Source organism: Streptococcus infantis (genome assembly GCF_001579645.1).
Lineage (GTDB): Bacteria > Bacillota > Bacilli > Lactobacillales > Streptococcaceae > Streptococcus > Streptococcus infantis_E.
Genome location: NZ_KQ970818.1, coordinates 90312 through 94776, shown reverse-complemented (window position 1 = coordinate 94776; position 4465 = coordinate 90312). Strand labels below are relative to the sequence as shown.

The 4465-nt window shown below is 41.6% G+C and carries 5 protein-coding genes; 3 read left to right on the top strand and 2 right to left on the bottom strand.

The window, feature by feature from the left end:
• Nucleotides 1-6: 6 nt before the first annotated feature.
• Entirely contained in the window at nucleotides 7-699 is a 693-nt protein-coding gene (locus SINDD18_RS00590; protein ID WP_061862718.1) for a YwaF family protein, read from the bottom strand.
• A 34-nt stretch (nucleotides 700-733) separates the two neighbouring features.
• On the bottom strand, nucleotides 734-1408 hold the full coding sequence (locus SINDD18_RS00585) for a YwaF family protein (RefSeq protein ID WP_004251928.1): 675 nt from the start codon (nucleotides 1406-1408) through the stop codon (nucleotides 734-736).
• Nucleotides 1409-1620: 212 nt separating this feature from the next.
• Here SINDD18_RS00585 and gatC point away from each other — a divergent pair, with 212 nt between their 5' ends.
• From gatC to gatB, 3 genes are all read left to right on the top strand, one after another.
• Nucleotides 1621-1923, top strand: a complete 303-nt coding sequence (gatC, locus tag SINDD18_RS00580; protein WP_004251926.1) for an Asp-tRNA(Asn)/Glu-tRNA(Gln) amidotransferase subunit GatC — start codon at nucleotides 1621-1623, stop codon at nucleotides 1921-1923.
• The gene (gene gatA / locus SINDD18_RS00575; RefSeq protein WP_061862717.1) at nucleotides 1923-3389 is read left to right on the top strand and encodes an Asp-tRNA(Asn)/Glu-tRNA(Gln) amidotransferase subunit GatA; all 1467 of its coding nucleotides are present in this window, start codon (nucleotides 1923-1925) and stop codon (nucleotides 3387-3389) included. Before gatC ends, gatA begins: the two co-directional genes overlap by 1 nt.
• On the top strand, nucleotides 3389-4465 hold a 1077-nt coding region (gene gatB / locus SINDD18_RS00570), incomplete at its 3' end, for an Asp-tRNA(Asn)/Glu-tRNA(Gln) amidotransferase subunit GatB (protein ID WP_061862716.1). The genes gatA and gatB, both read left to right, overlap by 1 nt.

Below are 4465 nucleotides of genomic sequence, written 5' to 3'. Positions count from 1 at the left end.
ATCGCTTCACAGATGAATCGTTTCTAGAGCAATTTTCTTTTGCCAACGTTTCTTAAACAAGATATCAAAGAGTACTAGGGCTGCAGATAGAATGATTGAAACCAGAAGATACTTTATCCATATAGGAGCATCTGGGATAAAAGGCGTGGTATTCAAAAGCCCGTAATTCCCACCTGTTACTTGATTAACTCCAACTAGGAAAAGGTTGAGAACAAAAGTGTAGGCGATAATGCGATACTTTTTAAGTAAGGTCTTATCGTAGTGGTTCATGAGATAGACCAAGGAATTAACCAAGAGAGCATAATGCCCAATCAGGAATGAAAAACTGGTAATATGCGGAAAGTCATAGGGATCAAAAACCGGATAGCCCAAAGCAAATACTGCTCCACTAGCTCCCATAAGGGCAAAATACTGCTTGGTTTTCCATTTATCCGGCAAGAAAACTACTGCAAACATGGCCAAACGGCAATGGTAAAGAGGCAGACTATTTGAAAATGGAATACTAAAACCAATATACCAAGTATAAAGAGCTAGCAGTTGCGCTATTTGAATCCACTTAAATAATCGAATAAATTTGGGATTTTTGTAGTAAGTAAGAGAAGCATAAATAGACAAGGCAAGAAGGCCTATCATGACACCGTACCAAAAAATCGGAATAGGCGGTGGTGTGGTTTGGGTTCTTGTAATAAAATGATGCATAAAATCTCCTTAGAATAATTAATTCATTTGTTCGCTAACTATTCTTATGTTTATATTTGACGAGTTGATTGATAAGGACGAGAATACCTGTCATCAAACTGGTTACTATCAAATAGTTAAGCAAACTACCATGATCCCCAATCACAGGGGGTTTGCTCATAAAGCCATAATTCCCTCCTGTTGCAAGATTAGCTAGAAAGATAATAGCATTGACACCAAAGGTAATCTGGCATATTTTCCAAGTATCCCCTTTTTCAACTTTATAATATCTAACAAGATAAATCAAGCAATTTGCTAAGAGGGCCCAGTGGCCGAAAACATTGTTAACCGAGGAAACATGAGGAAAAGGAAAAGGATAGAAGACTGGATAAACTAAAGCCATAATAGAACCAAATACTCCAACCAGGGCAAAATATTGTTTGAAAAAGGTCTTGTTAGGAGCAAAAAGAATCATCCACATAGCCATGCGACTATGGTAAAAAGGGAGAGCCTCTGACAAGGGCAGGCGTGCCGAAATATACCAAGCGTTGATAATGAGCAACTGAATCAATTGACCCCAATACCAAAATTTTCTGTAACCTTTAGATGATGCGAAACGAATCGATAAAACAGCTATGATTACCAAAGAAGTGGGTAATAAGAAGTACCACATCCCCAAATGAGGAGGGACTGTTTTTTTACTGGTAAAAAGTAAATCCCAAATTTTCATATGTCCTCCTTAACTTGTTCGAATCGGTCAATGTCTCCATCTTGTTTGCCGGCTAAAAACCAATGCTGTTCTTGCTTCTATTTTCAACCATTATATCGAATTAAAAACCATTTTTCAATTTCTATTTCTTTTCAACTTAGCTCACCTTATTTATAGGAAAATATGGTAAAATAGAACAGATAAATAATCATCATTTCACGAAAGGATACCAGATGAAAATTACGCAAGAAGAGGTAACTCACGTTGCCAATCTTTCAAAATTAAAATTCTCAGAAGAAGAAACTGCTGAGTTTGCGACAACCTTGTCTAAGATTGTTGATATGGTCGAATTGCTCGGCGAAGTCGACACTACTGGTGTTGAACCAACGACTACCATGGCAGATCGCAAGACCGTTCTTCGCCCAGACGTAGCCGAAGAAGGAACTGACCGTGATCGCTTATTTAAAAATGTACCTGAAAAAGATAACTACTATATCAAGGTACCAGCTATCCTGGATGATGGAGGAGATGCCTAATGACTTTTAACAATAAAACGATTGAAGAGTTGCACAACCTCCTTGTATCTAAGGAAATTTCTGCAACCGAACTAACGCAAGCAACGATTGAAGATATCAAGGCGCGTGAAGAGGCTATCAATGCCTTTGTCACTATCGCTGAAGATCAAGCTCTTGCTCAAGCTAAAGCTATTGACGAAACTGGAATTGACGCTGATAATGTCCTTTCAGGAATTCCGCTAGCTGTTAAGGATAATATCTCTACAGACGGTATCCTAACAACTGCAGCCTCAAAAATGCTTTATAACTACGAGCCAATCTTTGATGCGACAGCTGTTGCCAATGCAAAATCTAAGGGCATGATTGTTGTCGGAAAAACTAACATGGACGAGTTTGCCATGGGTGGATCAGGTGAGACTTCTTACTACGGTGCTACTAAAAATGCTTGGGACCACAGCAAGGTTCCTGGTGGATCATCAAGTGGTTCAGCTGCATCTGTAGCTTCTGGACAAGTCCGTTTATCACTTGGTTCTGATACTGGTGGTTCTATCCGCCAACCTGCTGCCTTTAACGGGATTGTTGGTCTCAAACCAACTTACGGAACAGTTTCACGTTTCGGTCTCATTGCCTTTGGTAGCTCATTAGACCAAATTGGTCCTTTTGCACCAACTGTTAAGGAAAATGCGCTCTTGCTCAATGCTATTGCTAGCGAAGATGCAAAAGACTCTACTTCTGCTCCAGTCCGCATTGCTGACTTTACTTCAAAAATCGGTCAAGACATTAAGGGCATGAAAATTGCTTTGCCTAAGGAATACCTTGGCGAAGGGATTGACCCAGAAGTTAAGGAAACCATTCTGAACGCTGCTAAACACTTTGAAAAACTTGGTGCTATCGTTGAAGAAGTGAGCCTTCCTCACTCTAAATACGGTGTAGCAGTCTACTACATCATCGCTTCATCAGAAGCTTCATCAAACTTACAACGTTTTGACGGTATCCGCTATGGTTTCCGTGCTGAAGACGCTAAAAACTTGGACGAGATTTACGTTAATACTCGCAGCCAAGGATTTGGTGATGAAGTGAAACGTCGTATCATGCTTGGAACTTTCAGCCTTTCATCAGGTTATTACGATGCCTACTACAAGAAGGCTGGTCAAGTTCGTACCCTCATCATCCAAGATTTTGAAAAAGTCTTTGCAGATTACGATCTCATCCTTGGTCCAACAGCTCCAAGCGTGGCCTTTGATTTGGATTCACTCAACCACGATCCAGTTGCCATGTACTTGGCTGACCTCTTGACCATCCCAGTCAACTTGGCTGGACTTCCAGGAATTTCAATTCCTGCAGGATTTGCCCAAGGTCTACCTGTCGGGCTCCAATTGATTGGTCCTAAATACTCAGAAGAGACTATCTACCAAGCTGCTGCTGCTTTTGAAGCAACAACAGACTACCACAAACAACAACCCGTGATTTTTGGAGGTGATAACTAATGAACTTTGAAACAGTCATTGGACTTGAAGTCCACGTAGAGCTCAACACCAATTCAAAAATCTTCTCACCTACTTCTGCCCACTTCGGAAATGACCAAAATGCCAATACTAACGTGATTGACTGGTCTTTCCCTGGCGTACTGCCAGTTCTCAATAAAGGTGTTGTCGACGCTGGTATCAAGGCAGCTCTTGCCCTTAACATGGACATCCATAAGAAGATGCACTTTGATCGCAAAAACTACTTCTATCCTGATAATCCTAAAGCCTATCAAATTTCTCAATTTGATGAGCCAATCGGTTATAACGGCTGGATTGAAGTGGAGCTAGAAGACGGTACAACTAAGAAAATCGGTATCGAGCGTGCTCACCTAGAGGAGGACGCTGGTAAGAACACCCACGGTACAGATGGTTTCTCTTATGTTGACCTTAATCGTCAAGGCGTGCCATTGATTGAGATTGTATCTGAAGCCGACATGCGCTCACCAGAAGAAGCCTACGCTTATCTAACAGCCCTCAAGGAAGTGATCCAATACGCTGGCATTTCTGACGTTAAGATGGAAGAAGGTTCCATGCGTGTGGATGCCAACATCTCTCTTCGTCCTTATGGTCAAGAGAAATTCGGTACCAAAACTGAGCTAAAAAACCTCAACTCCTTCTCAAACGTTCGTAAAGGTCTTGAATACGAAGTGCAACGTCAGGCTGAAATCCTTCGTTCAGGTGGTCAAATCCGCCAAGAAACACGTCGCTATGACGAAGCTAACAAGGCAACTATCCTCATGCGTGTCAAGGAAGGTGCTGCAGACTACCGCTACTTCCCAGAACCAGACCTACCACTCTTTGAAATCTCAGATGAATGGATCGAAGAAATGCGTACTGAATTGCCAGAGTTTCCAAAAGAACGCCGTGCTCGCTACGTATCTCAACTTGGTCTATCAGACTACGATGCTATCCAGTTGACTACCAATAAAGTCACTTCTGATTTCTTTGAAAAAGCTGTCGCCCTCGGTGGTGATGCTAAGCAAGTTTCTAACTGGCTCCAAGGTGAAGTCGCTCAATTCTTGAACGCCGAAGGTAAG

What these genes read in the sequence shown, in the direction of transcription:
- gatC (WP_004251926.1), top strand. Translation starts at nt 1,621, where the DNA reads ATGAAAATTACGCAAGAAGAGGTAACTCACGTTGCCAATCTTTCAAAA.
- SINDD18_RS00585 (WP_004251928.1), bottom strand. Translation starts at nt 1,408, where the DNA reads ATGAAAATTTGGGATTTACTTTTTACCAGTAAAAAAACAGTCCCTCCT.
- SINDD18_RS00590 (WP_061862718.1), bottom strand. Translation starts at nt 699, where the DNA reads ATGCATCATTTTATTACAAGAACCCAAACCACACCACCGCCTATTCCG.
- gatA (WP_061862717.1), top strand. Translation starts at nt 1,923, where the DNA reads ATGACTTTTAACAATAAAACGATTGAAGAGTTGCACAACCTCCTTGTA.